This window comes from Alteromonas sp. ABH4_457, from assembly GCF_056160625.1.
Genome location: NZ_JBSWXN010000004.1, coordinates 20,962 through 35,063 on the forward strand (window position 1 = coordinate 20,962; position 14,102 = coordinate 35,063).

At 49.3% G+C, this 14,102-nt stretch carries 26 protein-coding genes; 2 read left to right on the plus strand and 24 right to left on the minus strand.

Annotated elements, in window-relative coordinates; all coding sequences use genetic code 11:
* Nucleotides 1–27 precede the first annotated feature (27 nt).
* Nucleotides 28–273, plus strand: a complete 246-nt coding sequence (locus ACXAGR_RS09495) for a hypothetical protein (protein ID WP_474849583.1) — start codon at nucleotides 28–30, stop codon at nucleotides 271–273.
* A 4-nt stretch (nucleotides 274–277) separates the two neighbouring features.
* Here the strand turns inward: ACXAGR_RS09495 and ACXAGR_RS09500 are convergent, their stop codons facing one another.
* From ACXAGR_RS09500 to ACXAGR_RS09585, 18 genes are all read right to left on the minus strand, one after another.
* Nucleotides 278–499, minus strand: coding sequence for a hypothetical protein (locus ACXAGR_RS09500; protein ID WP_474849585.1), 222 nt, complete (start codon nucleotides 497–499; stop codon nucleotides 278–280).
* Nucleotides 500–611: 112 nt separating this feature from the next.
* Nucleotides 612–1,457 (minus strand): hypothetical protein, encoded by an 846-nt coding sequence (locus tag ACXAGR_RS09505; RefSeq protein WP_474849587.1) that lies wholly within the window; start codon nucleotides 1,455–1,457, stop codon nucleotides 612–614.
* Nucleotides 1,458–1,525: 68 nt separating this feature from the next.
* Complete coding sequence (locus tag ACXAGR_RS09510; RefSeq protein WP_474849589.1) at nucleotides 1,526–1,762, minus strand: hypothetical protein; 237 nt, start codon at nucleotides 1,760–1,762, stop codon at nucleotides 1,526–1,528.
* A 67-nt stretch (nucleotides 1,763–1,829) separates the two neighbouring features.
* Nucleotides 1,830–2,309: a hypothetical protein gene (locus tag ACXAGR_RS09515; RefSeq protein ID WP_474849591.1), complete on the minus strand. Its 480-nt coding sequence runs from the start codon at nucleotides 2,307–2,309 to the stop codon at nucleotides 1,830–1,832.
* 143 nt (nucleotides 2,310–2,452) lie between these two features.
* Nucleotides 2,453–2,722 (minus strand): hypothetical protein, encoded by a 270-nt coding sequence (locus ACXAGR_RS09520; protein ID WP_474849593.1) that lies wholly within the window; start codon nucleotides 2,720–2,722, stop codon nucleotides 2,453–2,455.
* 39 nt (nucleotides 2,723–2,761) lie between these two features.
* Nucleotides 2,762–3,859 (minus strand): zinc ribbon domain-containing protein, encoded by a 1,098-nt coding sequence (locus ACXAGR_RS09525; protein WP_474849594.1) that lies wholly within the window; start codon nucleotides 3,857–3,859, stop codon nucleotides 2,762–2,764.
* Between the two features lie 52 nt (nucleotides 3,860–3,911).
* The gene (locus ACXAGR_RS09530; RefSeq protein ID WP_474849596.1) at nucleotides 3,912–4,442 is read right to left on the minus strand and encodes an IS607 family transposase; all 531 of its coding nucleotides are present in this window, start codon (nucleotides 4,440–4,442) and stop codon (nucleotides 3,912–3,914) included.
* Between the two features lie 102 nt (nucleotides 4,443–4,544).
* Entirely contained in the window at nucleotides 4,545–4,853 is a 309-nt protein-coding gene (locus tag ACXAGR_RS09535) for a hypothetical protein (RefSeq protein WP_474849598.1), read from the minus strand.
* 68 nt (nucleotides 4,854–4,921) lie between these two features.
* Entirely contained in the window at nucleotides 4,922–5,299 is a 378-nt protein-coding gene (locus ACXAGR_RS09540) for a hypothetical protein (RefSeq protein WP_474849600.1), read from the minus strand.
* A gap of 27 nt (nucleotides 5,300–5,326) precedes the next feature.
* Nucleotides 5,327–5,539 (minus strand): hypothetical protein, encoded by a 213-nt coding sequence (locus ACXAGR_RS09545; RefSeq protein ID WP_474849602.1) that lies wholly within the window; start codon nucleotides 5,537–5,539, stop codon nucleotides 5,327–5,329.
* 151 nt (nucleotides 5,540–5,690) lie between these two features.
* Entirely contained in the window at nucleotides 5,691–6,020 is a 330-nt protein-coding gene (locus ACXAGR_RS09550; protein WP_474849604.1) for a hypothetical protein, read from the minus strand.
* Nucleotides 6,021–6,134: 114 nt separating this feature from the next.
* Nucleotides 6,135–6,782 carry a hypothetical protein gene (locus ACXAGR_RS09555; RefSeq protein WP_474849606.1) on the minus strand — a complete coding sequence of 216 codons (648 nt, stop codon included), beginning with the start codon at nucleotides 6,780–6,782 and terminating at the stop codon, nucleotides 6,135–6,137.
* Between the two features lie 107 nt (nucleotides 6,783–6,889).
* The gene (locus ACXAGR_RS09560; protein ID WP_474849608.1) at nucleotides 6,890–7,168 is read right to left on the minus strand and encodes a hypothetical protein; all 279 of its coding nucleotides are present in this window, start codon (nucleotides 7,166–7,168) and stop codon (nucleotides 6,890–6,892) included.
* Nucleotides 7,169–7,301: 133 nt separating this feature from the next.
* On the minus strand, nucleotides 7,302–8,060 hold the full coding sequence (locus ACXAGR_RS09565; protein WP_474849610.1) for a hypothetical protein: 759 nt from the start codon (nucleotides 8,058–8,060) through the stop codon (nucleotides 7,302–7,304).
* A 73-nt stretch (nucleotides 8,061–8,133) separates the two neighbouring features.
* Nucleotides 8,134–8,490 carry a hypothetical protein gene (locus ACXAGR_RS09570; RefSeq protein WP_474849612.1) on the minus strand — a complete coding sequence of 119 codons (357 nt, stop codon included), beginning with the start codon at nucleotides 8,488–8,490 and terminating at the stop codon, nucleotides 8,134–8,136.
* Nucleotides 8,491–8,515: 25 nt separating this feature from the next.
* On the minus strand, nucleotides 8,516–9,166 hold the full coding sequence (locus ACXAGR_RS09575; protein ID WP_474849614.1) for a hypothetical protein: 651 nt from the start codon (nucleotides 9,164–9,166) through the stop codon (nucleotides 8,516–8,518).
* Between the two features lie 65 nt (nucleotides 9,167–9,231).
* On the minus strand, nucleotides 9,232–9,411 hold the full coding sequence (locus tag ACXAGR_RS09580) for a hypothetical protein (RefSeq protein WP_474849616.1): 180 nt from the start codon (nucleotides 9,409–9,411) through the stop codon (nucleotides 9,232–9,234).
* Between the two features lie 60 nt (nucleotides 9,412–9,471).
* Nucleotides 9,472–9,705: a hypothetical protein gene (locus ACXAGR_RS09585; protein ID WP_474849618.1), complete on the minus strand. Its 234-nt coding sequence runs from the start codon at nucleotides 9,703–9,705 to the stop codon at nucleotides 9,472–9,474.
* 377 nt (nucleotides 9,706–10,082) lie between these two features.
* On the opposite strand from ACXAGR_RS09585, the gene ACXAGR_RS09590 reads away from it, so the two are divergent.
* Nucleotides 10,083–11,087: an AcrVA2 family anti-CRISPR protein gene (locus ACXAGR_RS09590; protein ID WP_474849620.1), complete on the plus strand. Its 1,005-nt coding sequence runs from the start codon at nucleotides 10,083–10,085 to the stop codon at nucleotides 11,085–11,087.
* A 224-nt stretch (nucleotides 11,088–11,311) separates the two neighbouring features.
* On the opposite strand, the gene ACXAGR_RS09595 is transcribed toward ACXAGR_RS09590, so the two are convergent.
* The 6 genes from ACXAGR_RS09595 to ACXAGR_RS09620 form a co-directional block, all read right to left on the minus strand.
* Entirely contained in the window at nucleotides 11,312–11,992 is a 681-nt protein-coding gene (locus ACXAGR_RS09595) for a hypothetical protein (protein ID WP_474849622.1), read from the minus strand.
* 73 nt (nucleotides 11,993–12,065) lie between these two features.
* On the minus strand, nucleotides 12,066–12,323 hold the full coding sequence (locus tag ACXAGR_RS09600) for a hypothetical protein (RefSeq protein ID WP_474849624.1): 258 nt from the start codon (nucleotides 12,321–12,323) through the stop codon (nucleotides 12,066–12,068).
* A gap of 177 nt (nucleotides 12,324–12,500) precedes the next feature.
* Entirely contained in the window at nucleotides 12,501–12,776 is a 276-nt protein-coding gene (locus ACXAGR_RS09605) for a hypothetical protein (RefSeq protein WP_474849626.1), read from the minus strand.
* Between the two features lie 8 nt (nucleotides 12,777–12,784).
* A complete protein-coding gene (locus ACXAGR_RS09610) occupies nucleotides 12,785–13,327 on the minus strand; it encodes a KH domain-containing protein (RefSeq protein WP_474849628.1) in 543 nt (180 codons plus the stop codon).
* Nucleotides 13,328–13,459: 132 nt separating this feature from the next.
* Nucleotides 13,460–13,585 (minus strand): hypothetical protein, encoded by a 126-nt coding sequence (locus tag ACXAGR_RS09615; protein ID WP_474849630.1) that lies wholly within the window; start codon nucleotides 13,583–13,585, stop codon nucleotides 13,460–13,462.
* Nucleotides 13,578–14,093: a hypothetical protein gene (locus tag ACXAGR_RS09620; protein ID WP_474849631.1), complete on the minus strand. Its 516-nt coding sequence runs from the start codon at nucleotides 14,091–14,093 to the stop codon at nucleotides 13,578–13,580. Before ACXAGR_RS09620 ends, ACXAGR_RS09615 begins: the two co-directional genes overlap by 8 nt.
* Between the last annotated feature and the right edge of the window lie 9 nt (nucleotides 14,094–14,102).

Sequence of the window (14,102 nt, forward strand, 5' to 3'; positions counted from 1 at the left end):
GACAAACACAGCAACTAGGAGAGATGGATGAGTCAGGATAAGATTGAGTTAGCAGAGGACGGGCAGGAGAAAATACAGCTGCATCATACTCAGCAAATCAATGACATTATCAATCAATATGCGCAGGATACAGGGATGTCGCAGGAAGCTGTGATTTCAGCTTTAGCTGTCAACCTGCTGGCGTCCTGCGCCGCAATAGGTGAATACAACCTTGAGATGAACATTACCGGACTCGGCCAGATCACGGTGGTTGCTGATGAGACAGGGGGGTGATCCCCTATGCTGCATAGGCCGTCAGTTCATAGCGGCCTGATACCATCCGGTAGATAGCTACGACCACGTTACCGAACTGCCAGCGGCGTGTCTCTTCCACACTCACATGGTGATCGCCACCGGTTACAGGCAGGATGTCGTCATCCCAGTCGAGACCGAAGTGATCAGCGGCCACGCCGAGTGGATTGTTGTCAAAGTAAGTGTCAAGTTTGCGCGTTGTGCTCATGCGGATTCCTCTCAGTCAGTGCATATATAGTAACACATACGAGAGGTGATGTCAACTATGCATTTAGAGTAACGCGCCAGCGGTGACTGAGAGATGCTGGCGCGTCATTGTATTAATCTATACTCAGTGGTTTAAAAGCGACTTTTTGGTCGATGTATAGCGCCTGATCGTCCTCGCGGAGCATGTGCTGGCTGCGTGGCGTAAAATTAGGATTCAGGCTGAAGAATGAATGAACATTCTCTTTGTAAATGAACTGGCCAGCGTAGTGTTCTGACTTTAGGTTATCAGTATGCGCAATCTCGATGCATTGTGCGAGTCTCACGGCTTTTTCGGGGCTGCACTCAATGTTAATTTGGATGTACCAGCCTGCGCCTGTTGGCCCTCTGACAGGCTCTTTTATTTCAGGAATCAGTCCGAAGTTTTCGCTCAGTTTGGCGATATAATTGTCCTTTGCTTCGGGGGTATGGCCGAAGGTCAGAATTGTCAGCGTACCTGTCTCAGGAGCGCGGGTGTGTTTATTGATGAAATCCTCTACACATTGATAGAGGTAGTTTTCTAAGAATTCGCCTTCCCTTTGAGCAGACTTTGCGCCGGAAAGAATTTTTTCTTCCAGTGACTTCTCCAGAGCAGCAATGACGTTCCGCTCAGCTTCAGGAAAGTGTTTTATCACTTCACGGGTGCCTTTGGCTTCCCGCAGTGCGCTGCACATAAGCTCGTTTGTGTTCTTGATTATACCTTCAATCAGCTTGTTAAACACGGAAGCGGCGTCTTCCGGTGTGCTGATTTCAGGGCGGGTGGTGCCGCAATTGAAATACGGAAAGATAGCCTGAAGGGTATCTGTAGCTTCAGGTGACAGGCGAAAGCAATCATTGTCAGTGCGTTCAATATCGCCTTCTGTCACGGGTTCTTTGATCTGAACAAACCGGATGTTGTCATAAGTGGCTGCGTCTAATTTCATGGGTATTCCTTCTCTCAGTCAGTAGATATATAATAACACGAACGATAACACATGTCAACACCAAGGTTTTACTTTTCTTCTCGCCACGGATTGGGCGGCTTGCCCATAAAGCGTGTGAGGCTGGCTTTTGCTGATCCTATTGTGGAGCAATAGCGGGGAAAATAGCCATCGTAGTTCTGCGTGCCATTGCGCCGGTATTCAGGTTCTACTGTCAGGACAAACTGATCGCCATTGTATGTGATAGTAAAAGTCTCATCGTCACCATAGTCGGTGGAGAGTTTAATGCGTCGGTGTGCTCGTGTCATGGTCGTGTGCTTAAGGGGGAGGCCGCGCCAGCGGTTGACTGAGAGAGATGCTGGCGCGGCATAATCGTTATTCGGGAATGGTCAGGGGTGCGCTGAGGTGAAAGGTTTTTCCTTCCCGTGTCAGTGCAGTGATCTTTCCGTCTTTCAGTGTCGGGCTGTAATGCTCAAACAGCAGGTTGCCGTCAGGGGTGTATATCTCATTATCGACATACGAAGACACTACCTCTACCGTATCCCCTTCAGTAGGCTTGAAAGCAATATGCAGCCGCTTGGTGCCCTTGGTTTTAACCGAGACGGTGATAATGTCACGGTCAAGCAGGGAAGCGCGGTGGGCTAGCAATAGCGTTTTAAGCGCATCAAGCTGGCTGATAAGAATGTCTGATTTTTCGATGTCCAGCCGAGGTAAATCCTCCGGCGAGGTCATTGGGGCGTCTTTGCTCCAGAAGGCCAGCGCCTGTCCGGCAAATACCACATCCTTGATATTCACCTGATGAAAATGCTTGGCAGGATTCTCTGTCGGCACTTGCGGCTTGAATGCGTTACTCATGGTTGGGTTCCTTCTCAGTTGATAGAACAATAGTAACACAAAGGTGAATGATTGTCAAATAAAAGATTTAACCTGAACAGACTGCTTGAGGTTGGTTGCTAAGTGCCGGTTTCATGCGGCACTTAAGATTGGGAGAGATAAATCTACAGCTTATCACCGGTCAGGGCACGATAAATGCTGGCATCAATGCGTTCCGGATGTTTCATGAATGAGGCAGGAAAGTATTGTGCGCCTTTGTCAGGCCGTAATGTCGCGCCCTCGGGACTCAGCAACATACTTGCTGACGGGTCGGTTGTGGCAAAGTTATCCGTATCGAAGGCAGCGGCAATGTTTCTTGAGCGCTGGCTCGCAGCGACTACCACAACCACCCACTTTGCATGCTTGCCCTTGATTAAAATCGCAACGAACGCCACAAAATGCGGGAATGCGGGTTTCGCTGTTATGATTAAGGCTCAAGTTGCCTGTGAAAGTGTTTTGATGAAAATGCCGCGAGCGCCGTTAATGTCGCGATCTATGCGTTTATTTTCATCGTGTATTATTTTTCTGCCGCCTAAGTTTTCAATGACCCGCCCCGTGTGAGACACAGTTTTGGAAGTGTGGCTTTCGTTAGTGTCGAAAACTAACTTGCCTTTCTTTTTCGCCAGCCATTTAAGGCGTAGCTTGAAAGCGTAATGCTCAAGGCTCAACATCTGGCGGCAAGTGTTTCGACGAAGGACACGGCCTTTGGTGCGCTTTACCATGCCTCGGGTCTGAAAGTGCGGCAGAAAAATCACATCGTATTCTTCGGTCAGGTAGTGCGCCAGACGCTGGTGCAGATCCCTGACGATATCTTCCTTTTTGCACTTCAGATGGCGAATAGTTTTATCAATGTAGGTTAGTCTATCCCTTGCCCACTGCGGCATGTCGGGGAATTTGATGCCCTTACATTGATTCAGTATTCGCTGTCTTTGCGAAAGCAGGTTATCCACTTTTTTCATCAGCGGAAATAACTTTTCTTTCGCTACATTGTCACCTGCGACAATGACTTCGCTCGGGCTGTAGCAGGTGGCGAAAGTTCGCACGCCCTGATCGATGCTCACACATTTAGCCTGACCTTGTTTCTCGGATTTTAGCGTCATGTGCTGCTGAACATTGATGAACCAGCGGCCTTTGTTACAGGTAACTGTCACGGACTGATCGACAGCTTCAGGCGGTACAGATTCAGTCAGTGTGATCTTGTCCAGCGCCTTTACGGCGGGGTTTAGCCCCGCTGGCAGGCGGCACATTCTGAAGGAATGTACGTCTCCACGGCGGGACTTAAAATGCATTTGAGCAGGTGAGTTTCCTTTGCTCAATTGCTTATTTTTCTTACGCACCGCAACGAAGGTTTTCGTCGCTTCGCGTACTGCGTTGTCGCAGATCAGTGAGTTGTAAACACGCCCAGCGCCTTTCTGCTCAGGTTCGCAGATAGATTTCACCCAAGGGCGAAGGTTGATTAACTCACCTTTTTCATCACGATGTGTGCCTTCGCGGTAGCGTTCTACGGCAAGGTTGTAGGCGCGGCGGTACAAGAAAAGTGCTTGCTTATACTTCTCTTCATCGTGCGGAAAAAAACGTATTTTCTTAGTGGCTTTTACGACGACGTTTGGCGCTTCGCTTGCCGTAGTAGCTGTTGCAGAAGCTGGTAATAAAACCGACAAGGGTGTTTGTATCAAACGGCTCAGCGGCGTCAGGCGCGTCATCCAGTGTTGTGACTTGTCCTCCTGATAGTTCGATAAGGTGCTTGATAAGTTCGAATCCAGAGCGGGCAAGGCGATCTTGTGAGGCAACCACAACATGGATGACATCACCGCGCACTGCGCGTTCCAGTAGGTGCTGGAGTCCTTTTCGGTGGAAGTTAAAGCTGCTGGTAATGTCGCTGATGATTGCAGCGTCAGAGTAAGCGTCTCTGATGATCGCTTCCTGCGTAGCAAGGCTGCTTTTTTGCTTTGCACTACTGACTCTGACATAACCAATAACTACACCTTCAGGGACGAAAATTCGGTAATGGCCACTCGGTAACTTTTCAACTTTTTCATACACACCCGCTTCGACATCACGCCTAATGGTTTGAGATGAGACGCCGTGTTTTTTGGCAAGCTGAGTAGTGGACATTCACGCCATATTGCACCTGTTAATTTATACAGTTAAATGAGGGTTTGTCAAATTAATATAGCATTTAAATTCACGCCTTTGTTGCGCTCGTTGCGTTTTTAGTCAACCGTCAAGACTGACAGGGGAGTTGAGAGTGAGATCATAAACGCCATCTTTTTTCAACGGACTGGCTTTAAAATAATCCTGAGGAAATTCACCACCGGCGCTTTTGTACTGGGCGATGCCGCTGATGGCTTTCTGCCGTTCTTCTTCTGAGATCAGGTAGATCTGGCCTTTATCTGACGAATTCAGTTTCCAGTCGCTCAGTGCTACTTTGTCAGGGTAAACAGGGCTGTCAGCGCCACAGCCACTCAGCGCCAGTGAGGCAAATGCAACCAGTGCGGCTGAAAGATATTTGAAGGTTTTTCTCATGTGTAACTCCATTTTCAATTTTACTGTCAGTTGTCGTGATTTTGTGATGTTGAATTCAGCAGACTGCTTTAATGACGCTCCTTTGCCAGTTCGCAGGCCGTCCGGATCACTTCCTGCGCCAGTTCCGTATCAACAGTCAGATTTGCAGCGTCTATCCCGCAGGTATAAGCCTGAGCCACCAGCGATGCATGGCTTGTTGCGGTGAATGCAGGCACCCGCGAGGCACCCTGATGGTCAATAGCCGTATCAGCCACTCTGACCATGGCGTGCATGCAGTCGCTCATGACAATAAGCTGACATTCGATATTCTGCACAGACAGCCATTGTTGCATCGCCAGCGCGAACCCCCAGCAACCGCCTTCCTCAAAATAGAATCCGAGTCCGTGGCCATTGACTGCATCGGGCAGGGCATGCAGTACATCAGTGATATCGTCAGGCAGATTCATTGGCAGTGTCCGTCACGTATTTGGAGATCACCGGCCATACTTCCACTGGTTTTCCCTGTCATATTCGGCGTCTTCAGGGGCAACGTCTGCATCAAAAGAACCGATAGCCAGTGCGGCTACGCCTGTAAATAATGCAAGACTGATAAGTCCGCATCCCACCAGCACGAGTCCGCCAAAATAATATGACACTCCGGTGAAAGCCGCTAATACCAGTACAATACCTAATGTGAATTTGTTCATATATATACCCTCTCAGTCAGTGAGCACATAATAACACAAGAGATGCTTTAAGTCAATAAAATATTAATTTATAAAGTATTTGCAGGGGCATCAGGGAAACAGGATTGTATGGGTCGAGCAACAAGAATAAGATCTGACAGGATGTCAGGCTCTATTGGGCGGGACTGTTCCCGCCTTGTGCCATCGCCTGAATCAGCGGGTGACGGTGCTCAATTTCCACTTTGTTATCCACTATGCGCAGCAGATCACAGTCAAAAAAACGGTACATGTCCTTCTGGCGGTAGAGTGTGCAGGAGTGAAAGGGGATGCCCTGAAAGAGGATGTCAATTTGCTGCTCAGCTAAATCAAGGTACTGATCGGCCATGCCCTTGTTTGTCCATGGGTGTACCTGTAACTGGATTGGTGTGGCGGGTGTGTTTACTGGGTAGCTGACCGTTGCTGTGTTGCCCGAAAGTAATGCTGCTATTAAGAATGTCTTCATTGTATACCTGTAATGACAAGGGTGTCAGTACAGGCATAATAACACAAAGGAGGTTGTGCGTAAAATTAAAGAGCTGTTTTTAACACACTGCCTGCATCAGTACAGGCAGAGGTTTCAGGACTGAAACCGTTTTGCCGCCTTCAGGCATTGTTTGCAGGTTACCTTACGGGCGCTGTTTTCCCATGCCTCCGGTTCGCTGTAGCCTTGGTATTTGCTGTTATCCTTGCCACACAGAAAGTCGCCAGCCTCGCGGGAGAATCGCCCGTCTTTGAAATCCTCCATGACTCGGACGTGGGTGACGCTGGCGCGGTTCAGGCCATCACCTGAGCTGTGGTAAGACAGGCCGGATAAGACCGTCTTGTTGTCCAGTGCCCATTTAAAGGGAATGTTCAGGGACTGGTTGTGTGCCTTGGCGCGACACTTCTCGTTTTTGAGTGCTTCGGCCCGTTGTATTTTTGCCTGCTGGCGGCGTGCCTCCTGTGCAGTCTTTCTGGCTGCGTCATAGTCATCCAGTGCTTTGACGGGGATGATCTCAGTGTGGTAGCTGCATACGGTCAGATAAAGCGCCTCACCGGCCTCACGGGCGTTTATCAGGCAATAGCCTGCCTTGGCCTTGTCTGAGGCGAAAAGCACGGTTACGCCGTCCTCAGCGACCACGCAGGGAATATTTGACTGACGGAAAAGGCGCGGGTTGAGAAAGCTGGTAGTCGCTTTGTTCTCAAGTGACTGGGGCTTTTCGGGATATGCAATATCAGTGTTCATGCTCTTTGCCTTGCGTGATCTGGGGGCGGGCTACGCGGTAGCCCGTTGGCGCAACAGGTAAAAACGATATCGCGCCAGTGCGTCATCGACTAAGATTGCACTGAAACTCACACGACGAAGGTGGTTTCAGTGTCAGGAGTAAAGGAGATGGTTTCGGGATTTTCCCAGTCCCAGTAGCCGTTTTGTGCTTCAGCCCACGCTCGAAGTGGCTCAGCAATCCACATACAACCGCGTATTTCGCAGTCATAGGCAAGGGCGTCGATATCTCGGCAGATGAGGTTGCCATTCTCAACCACCAGTTCAGCAGGGCGGGTGGTGAGTTGCAGGTTGTTGCCTAAGACGTTAATTTGAATGTCGGGTTTTTGCAGTGTGATTACTTTGGCCATTTTGCTTTCCTCATCAGTCAGTGATAATATAATAACACAAAGTATAATACATGTCAATACTTTATGTTATCAATACTGCTGTGAGTTGCCACGCCAGCGGTTGACCGAGAGAGATGCTGGCGCGGCGAAAAGATTAGTCGAACTCTACTTCGCCGGAGTCGTATTCGTTAGCATCATGTTGCACTTCAAGAATGAAACGATGCACATCGGCTTTGTCAGATTCTCCTGCGCTGTTACACAGGACGTCTGTGACCGTCTGCTGCTGGAGAATTTTCTGGTTGTGTTGTAGCCCGTGCAGTTCTTCGGTCAGCGCCTTGATTTGCGCCTGTACTGACTTGATCTTAGCCGCTTCGCGGGATACCTCGTCCTGCTGGGCGTCCGACATCGGGAAGTCATCGAGTTGACCGCCCATTGCGTCGAGGGTGTAGTTATAGGTGTCATTGTTCAGAGATTCCACCAGTCGTTCCAGCGCGACGTTCATGCGTATCACCGCCGCTTCGGTCAAACATTCATGCTCGGCCTCAACCTTGGCATTAAGCGCATCCACCTGCGGCTGGATATGCTGACGAAAGCCGATGCGGGTGTAAGTTCCTTTAACCACATCAGTAAATGTTCCGGCCATGCCGTCCAGAATGTTCTTGGCCATGTCGAGATGAAAGTCAGATATGGTTGCCTGATCTTGGGCTTTCTTAATCAATTCGTTCAACACCGGCTTCAGTGATGGCATAACGGTAAACAGTTTGCCCGCCTCAAGTTGCACGGGTGATGTGCTGACAAAATCCGTGTTGACGGGGATATCACCTACTGCCATGACATCCTCGGGCGTGATATCCTCTTCAATGATGTAGAGCGGTAATGACGTTGTGGGGAAATTGATGGTTTTAATTTTCATGGCATTCAGTCCTTGTCTCAGTCAGTGCAAACATAATAACACAACACACATCGCATGTCAATAAAGTTTTATATCATTCGTTGTGGACTATGAACGCAAGATGTCTGGCGCAGGAGGTTGGATTGATGGCACGAAGTGCGACCATATACAGAGAGCGTTCTTCTGAGTCTGAATAATCGGTAAAGCAATACAACGCTGGGCTGGATTCCCGCCAGTATTTATTTTTGGTATGTCGGTTTTCATGCCACCAGCGTGCGTCCTGATCCCGCGTGTCCAGCGTGGCAAACTTTTCACCTTTGTCATTGCCTGAAAAGATGATGGCAACCTGAAAGCGCGATAGTAAGCCTTCCTTGGTCTGGGGCAAATCACACTGCTCAAGCAACTCCTGTAGTGTTGCCAGAGGTAATGTGCGCAGTGTGGTGGATTGCATATCGCGCTCCTTTGGGATCAGGTATTTAAGCAGCAGCAGGCAGGCTGACGAGAGGAAACAGGTTCCGGCTACCACCGATTTTGATGACAATCGTGCTGCCCGTCGTTGTTGCGCTGTCGCCTTTTACGTCGAACGGAGCAAGGCGGCTGAGCAGGCGCGGATCATTAGCGCCAAGTGCAAACTGATGGCGACTCGCAGAGCCACGCTTGCGGCCTTCAAATAAGATCACGCCGTTGTGCGGCTCTAGGCCACGCACGACCACCGTAGAAAACGTGTGGTGTGAGAAGGTGAATTTTTTGAACGCATCACCGACCTTGAGCGGGCTGAGTGCTTCAATGGCGCGGTAGGCGATGAGGTTGGCGTAATGCTCCAATCGCGCTTCAACAGTCTGTCGGGCGTAGTAGAAGTCCATCCCGAAGACGCCGCCTTCGTTTTTGCCTTCGTAGCTGTCGTGAACATGCTGCGGCACGAGATCTAACAGTTGCTCACGGGCATGGGCATACACGTCGGTGTTGTAGAACAGGCCCGCCTCCAGCGCACTGGTGAGGGCGGTCATGATGCGGTGCTGATCATACGTTGGGGCACCGTGAAAGTCTGTCATGGCCAATACCGCAAAAGTATTTTTTCCCGCAGTGGTTTGCAGCGTGTATTTCATATCAGGGTGTGGAGTATTCATGATGTTATCCTCTCAATCAGTGTTAATATAATAACACGTTGAATATTATTTGTCAATAAAATACATCAAAATCCGCAATATCGTTGCATGATGCTCTCGGCGCATGAGGCCGGATGTGTTTGCTGGCGTGCATCAAATTTCAGACTCAGGTGCGCTTCGACTTCCATGGCAATACGTGTCTTGCTCATGCCTTTTTTAAAGCCGACAGGTTTAACAGGAAATCCGCGTTTTTGGTACTGCGTCATGTCGTTAATTGCCTCGCAAGAGTTAGCTGGTGGATTCAATCCACCAGCTAAGAAATAAGATCAGTCTGCCAGTACAGGCAGGTTGCGGATGCGTGCTGCATCGGCATCCATTTTGGCAGTCTCTTCACGGGTATATGTGCGAAGCAGCTCCATACTGGTGTCGCGTGCATAGCGCTGGGCTGCGGCCATATTTTTAAATCCTTCCACGACACGGCTTGTAGCACTTGCCTTACCAATAGCTTTAAATACACCGGAAATAGTGGTGCCAGTGATAACAGTTACTTGATTTTTCATCTGCCGTTCCTCTCTTAGTCAGTGAGCATATAATAACACATTTGATATTATATGTCAACAGAATTTCTGTTTTAAAAAAAAGCGTTTTTCACTGGCTGTCAGTTCTCAGTCGCCGGAAAATAAGAAGAGCGTGCAAATAAATTCAGAAAAATGTTCGCTTTTTGACTTCGTAGACTTTATTAAAGTGTAGGGCAAAATAATTGCTGAAAATAACTTTAGCTTGAGATGCCTTTTATTGACTTTAACGTAACTGAAGTTCGAAAAACAAAACAACAGCAATAGGTGATTATATGATTGTTCATCCATCTTGGTATCAAAAGAACCGGCCTTTTTTCAATTTTTGTAAAAACGCGCATGTCTCTCATGGGGGTACACAGATGGGTGCAAGCATGGTGAGTAACAGGATAATCAGAGAGTGGAATGCTGAGCTGATGAAGAAAAAGGTGGAGCCTGAAACGGTTCAAACTGATTTCAGTAAAGAGATATCGCTGGCTCTGTATAGTGCAGCCTGCGCTGCACATGGGAATAATATCTTTTGTTTTGATTCAACGCTCGGGGAGATGCTTGAGAATACCAGCGCAAGTGATATCCCGCTGTCAGCGCTAAAATCCCCTTATGGTGCTTACTATATACAATTTCACCGGCCTGTTATGTGGGGAAAGAGAGGCATTATAGGTGCCTACGTAATTGATGATGACAGAACGCACTACCTTCAGGTGTGTCTGGTTCTTGAACCGTCCAGCCCTTCTGAGCACTGGATGCGCTCGCCTTCGGACTACTTTGCGCTTCTGATGGATAAAAATGCAGAGGGGGGTCTTGGTGAAGTGATAGATCAGACTATCGAAAAAGACATTATAGCAAAGTGGGACTTGGTAGCCCCGCATGATATTTTGAGCGAGTACGGCGTAAAAGATGTCAGAGAGGCTCGTGCCAAGCGGGAGTCGGGTGATTTGAGCAGCGCGAGGGAGGCTATTCATAAGGCCATGGAGTACATGGCTAATTGCCTGTGCTATCTGTCAGCTTACCGGCCTTCTGAGACGGCCTATAATGTGGATGCGCCAACAGCGCTCACAGAGAAAGTTTTGCATGCAAAAACACTCAAGCAAAAACAGAAGGCGCAGTCGCAGTTGCGGGCCATGGGTCATTTGCCCGTTACTTATGTCCGGCTTTCAGAGGCGCAGAAGCGCAAGCGGGTAATAAGTGAAGGTGTATCTGAAGGTTTGATGCGGCAGCATTGGCGCAGAGGGCACTGGCGAAAGCAGGGGTACGGGGCTGAACGGCTGGATAAAGTGATTATATGGATCATGCCGACACTCGTGGGAGGTGGAAGCGAAGAGGAACCCACGGACTCGGTACGTGAATATCGGGTTAAGCATTCCTGATGCAGTTTTCTTAAGTTGCCTGAGCAGTGAGCGTCAGATCTCCCGGACTTCTGCGCTTGCGTATCACTTTGCTTGTGAATTATCTGTGTTTTTCTAATGCTATTTTAAGCAGAGTGGGAAAAGGGCTTGTGCGGAGAAGGTAGCGCCAGAAAATGAAGAAGAATAAACGGTTGGGGTGCCGCGCCAGCGGTTGACTGAGAGAGGGGGCTGGCACGGCGAAAGGCTTATATTTTGAGTTTGGCGTCGGCAATAACGGCCTTACCGGCCTCGCCCTGTGCTTCCAGAAGAGTGATTAAGCCTTGTCTTGCCGCATCGTTATACGCCTCATGAGCGGCTTCAAGTTCCGCCTCTAGTGCCTCGATTCTGGCCTCAGCGGCTTTGATATTCGCCTGCGCCTCTTCCGGCAGTGTTTTGTTAAGTTTGTAAGGCATGCGTGCAGGGGCGCGTAGAAACCCTGTTACCATGCGCTTTTGTTGCGTATTGATGGTGTCGATGCGGGCGCGAAAGCTGTCGTTCAGCTCACGCAGTGCCTCTGCTTTCAGCTTATCCGCATTGTCTGCAATGGCCTTTTGGGTGACGGTCTTTATCGCCTCGTCCGTCCATTCATCTGCATTCGCATCTTGTAATGTGAAAGTGAGTTGTAGCATGCCTTTGTCGCTATCCATGCCGATGGCTTGTGACTCGACCACGTAAGGGCGGAATGCTTCGCTCGGCAAGGCTTGTCTGATTGCCTCAATGTGCTCCGGCTTTATCGTTACCCGCTGATACAGTTCCAGCGTCAGGGAGCTGTTCACGTCTTCGCTGCACAGGGAGTCAGGCTTATTGAACGTAACCATATCGGCGGTGATGTTGCCTGATACCGTGACAGTGTGAGTGTGAAGCAGTGGTATGCTGGTTATTTTCATCGTCGCAGGCTCCGAATGATGTTTTAGTGAAATGCGTTAGTGAGGCAAGGGCGGCATCGCCGCCCCACAGTGACTACCCTGAGTAGCTGAAGATGAAGGCAGGGTTGCTGACGTCGAAGGTCTTGTCGTCAATCTTCACGCTTCTTACGGTGCGCTTGTCGTCCTCGATAACCTTGCAGGATGGCAGCATTTTGCCACTTTTGCGGTCTTCGTAGCCAATCGGGTTGTCGCGATCATAGCTGACGATTTCAACCTTTTCGCCAACCTCTTTGTAGCCCAGTGTCCATACGCTGTCGAGCAGGTAGTGCGTTGCGTGCTTAACGTCGTTCATGTGTTACCCTCTTCTTAGTCAGTGAAGATATAATAACACAACTGATAATATATGTCAATTCATTTTGTGCAATAAATGCAAAATACTTCAGGAGAGGAACGAAGCAGAAGGGTGGATAAACAAAGAAGAAAAGGTGCCGCGCCAGCGGTTGACTGAGAGAGGCTGGCGCGGCGCAGACTATTTGATGACTTCGATTTTCGTCATGAAGAAGGCTGAAGGCTCTTCATTGCCATCAGGGATATGGTTCAGCAGTACTTTACTTACTTTGCAGGTACGCCCTGTACGGGAGAATACGGATTTGGCGGTGGTGCTGAGGCGCTGCCGGACAAGGCTGGGTTCCATATCCTCTCGCTTGGCCTGAATGTAAAGCCCGTAGCTGCCAGCAGGGCGTTCCGCCAGTTCAGCAAGGCTGATAGATTCCAGTTCTATCATGCTTGATTTTGATGGCTTCATGCGACCTCCTATAGGGTGTCTGTAATGTTCAGGTGTACGTTTGCCTTGCCGGACTCGCTGTCTGTATGAACGAGTATATCTAACTCAAGGTTCAATGCGTTATCCGTTGTGACTGTCCACAGGGTGCATTCAGGCGATGAAGAGCGCTTGTTGGCATCTTTCAGAGGGTAGTCTTCGCAGAAGGCGGTCATGACCCCTTCATGCGCTGTGTTAACTGTCGCATCGACAGGGTAAGCGTCCAGTAGTAGTTTGGTATGCGTGATAGTGGTAGTTATGCGGGCTGATAAATCCTCTACAGCTTTCAGTACTGCGTCTTTCACCTCTTCTGCACCTTCCTCGGTATAGAAAGCCAGAGTCACGCTGTCATCGTGGTTATCAAACAGGTTCACATTTTTTGCGCCCAGACTTTCGTATTGCTGTGCGGGTGTCGGCTGCTCCAGTCCCATCAGGGCAATGCCTATCAGGTACAGGGTTTTGCAGGTCAGGCCGTCAACATCAAAGTTGATAGTGTGAAAATTGGCGGAAGGGTTGTTGGTGATTAACGTTGCCATAGTTTAAATTCCTTTCTCTCAGTTGATGCAAATATAATAACACAAATGACATCAAGCGTCAACAATAGATTTGAAAGTATTATGAGTTAAAGATGATAGCGCCGGATCGAATCCGGCATCGCCATATGATCTTTAACTATACAGGGGGTCGCGCTGTGGCGTGGTCGATACCGGAAAGTCAGAAAATGCGCCGAATTCGTCCTCATTGTATTCATAATCAGCAGGATCGTCCTGCCACTCCAGCGCCTGATTAATCATGGCTTGTCGCCTGTAAAGCGGCAATATAGCGCATTGCCGCCACCAGCATAGTGTCACCGGTATAATTGCGGTCACGGCTCCATGAGACCTGACTGCAAGAGGTGGGTGTCTTCGCCAGCCAACTACCTTCAAAGTCTGTTTTTTTGTTGGGGCGGTACACCATCTGACGAGTTTGATTCGGCGGCGTCCTGAGTACATCGCCTTTACTGGCATCAAAATGCCGCGCATCCAGAATGGCGTAGTCAGGTGTCCGGTACTGGCGCAGATCGACACCAATGGTGTTGATTAACGCGCCGCCCTGAGCAAAGTCGCCGGAAGGTGAGAATTGCACCAGTCCAGCATCAGCGTCGGTGTCAGGAATATACTGCGCCAGCCATGCGGCTTCGACCCATACGCCGGTCACTTCATTGTCATTGTTGCGCTCAATGTGATGAGGTGCATCCAGTGCCACCGCAACGGCGATATCCAGTACAGTCCCTGTTATCGCTTGTATTTCTTCGTTTCTCATTGCTGTGTC

Coding starts and splice junctions, on each gene's coding strand:
- ACXAGR_RS09610 (WP_474849628.1), bottom strand. CDS start 13,327: ATGGCAACGTTAATCACCAACAACCCTTCCGCCAATTTTCACACTATC.
- ACXAGR_RS09500 (WP_474849585.1), bottom strand. CDS start 499: ATGAGCACAACGCGCAAACTTGACACTTACTTTGACAACAATCCACTC.
- ACXAGR_RS09605 (WP_474849626.1), bottom strand. CDS start 12,776: ATGAAGCCATCAAAATCAAGCATGATAGAACTGGAATCTATCAGCCTT.
- ACXAGR_RS09505 (WP_474849587.1), bottom strand. CDS start 1,457: ATGAAATTAGACGCAGCCACTTATGACAACATCCGGTTTGTTCAGATC.
- ACXAGR_RS09580 (WP_474849616.1), bottom strand. CDS start 9,411: ATGACGCAGTACCAAAAACGCGGATTTCCTGTTAAACCTGTCGGCTTT.
- ACXAGR_RS09565 (WP_474849610.1), bottom strand. CDS start 8,060: ATGAAAATTAAAACCATCAATTTCCCCACAACGTCATTACCGCTCTAC.
- ACXAGR_RS09495 (WP_474849583.1), top strand. CDS start 28: ATGAGTCAGGATAAGATTGAGTTAGCAGAGGACGGGCAGGAGAAAATA.
- ACXAGR_RS09560 (WP_474849608.1), bottom strand. CDS start 7,168: ATGGCCAAAGTAATCACACTGCAAAAACCCGACATTCAAATTAACGTC.
- ACXAGR_RS09595 (WP_474849622.1), bottom strand. CDS start 11,992: ATGAAAATAACCAGCATACCACTGCTTCACACTCACACTGTCACGGTA.
- ACXAGR_RS09585 (WP_474849618.1), bottom strand. CDS start 9,705: ATGAAAAATCAAGTAACTGTTATCACTGGCACCACTATTTCCGGTGTA.
- ACXAGR_RS09590 (WP_474849620.1), top strand. CDS start 10,083: ATGGGTGCAAGCATGGTGAGTAACAGGATAATCAGAGAGTGGAATGCT.
- ACXAGR_RS09615 (WP_474849630.1), bottom strand. CDS start 13,585: ATGATTAATCAGGCGCTGGAGTGGCAGGACGATCCTGCTGATTATGAA.
- ACXAGR_RS09530 (WP_474849596.1), bottom strand. CDS start 4,442: ATGTCCACTACTCAGCTTGCCAAAAAACACGGCGTCTCATCTCAAACC.
- ACXAGR_RS09575 (WP_474849614.1), bottom strand. CDS start 9,166: ATGAATACTCCACACCCTGATATGAAATACACGCTGCAAACCACTGCG.
- ACXAGR_RS09555 (WP_474849606.1), bottom strand. CDS start 6,782: ATGAACACTGATATTGCATATCCCGAAAAGCCCCAGTCACTTGAGAAC.
- ACXAGR_RS09535 (WP_474849598.1), bottom strand. CDS start 4,853: ATGAGAAAAACCTTCAAATATCTTTCAGCCGCACTGGTTGCATTTGCC.
- ACXAGR_RS09545 (WP_474849602.1), bottom strand. CDS start 5,539: ATGAACAAATTCACATTAGGTATTGTACTGGTATTAGCGGCTTTCACC.
- ACXAGR_RS09600 (WP_474849624.1), bottom strand. CDS start 12,323: ATGAACGACGTTAAGCACGCAACGCACTACCTGCTCGACAGCGTATGG.
- ACXAGR_RS09510 (WP_474849589.1), bottom strand. CDS start 1,762: ATGACACGAGCACACCGACGCATTAAACTCTCCACCGACTATGGTGAC.
- ACXAGR_RS09570 (WP_474849612.1), bottom strand. CDS start 8,490: ATGCAATCCACCACACTGCGCACATTACCTCTGGCAACACTACAGGAG.
- ACXAGR_RS09550 (WP_474849604.1), bottom strand. CDS start 6,020: ATGAAGACATTCTTAATAGCAGCATTACTTTCGGGCAACACAGCAACG.
- ACXAGR_RS09540 (WP_474849600.1), bottom strand. CDS start 5,299: ATGAATCTGCCTGACGATATCACTGATGTACTGCATGCCCTGCCCGAT.
- ACXAGR_RS09620 (WP_474849631.1), bottom strand. CDS start 14,093: ATGAGAAACGAAGAAATACAAGCGATAACAGGGACTGTACTGGATATC.
- ACXAGR_RS09515 (WP_474849591.1), bottom strand. CDS start 2,309: ATGAGTAACGCATTCAAGCCGCAAGTGCCGACAGAGAATCCTGCCAAG.